We start from the raw sequence: 251 nt of genomic DNA on the forward strand, positions 1-251 counted from the left end.
GGACGGGGGTTTCCGGACCGGTGGGGGAGTTGTCCACAGGGGGCTCCCGGGTCGTCCACAGGGGCAGACGGCCGTCATGGAACGGCTGTACCGTCGTCCGCAGTTGATGTTGGTCGGACGGAACGGCTGAACGAGGACGGGGGAGGTGGCGCTCCATGGGCGAAGTCGAGGCGACCGAGACAGCGGTGCCGGTGCGGCGGGCTGCGGAAGACGTGCGCATTCCTGTTGTTCCCGGGTTCGCGGGCCGGACG

This window comes from Streptomyces mutomycini (genome assembly GCF_001700505.1).
Lineage (GTDB): Bacteria > Actinomycetota > Actinomycetes > Streptomycetales > Streptomycetaceae > Streptomyces > Streptomyces mutomycini.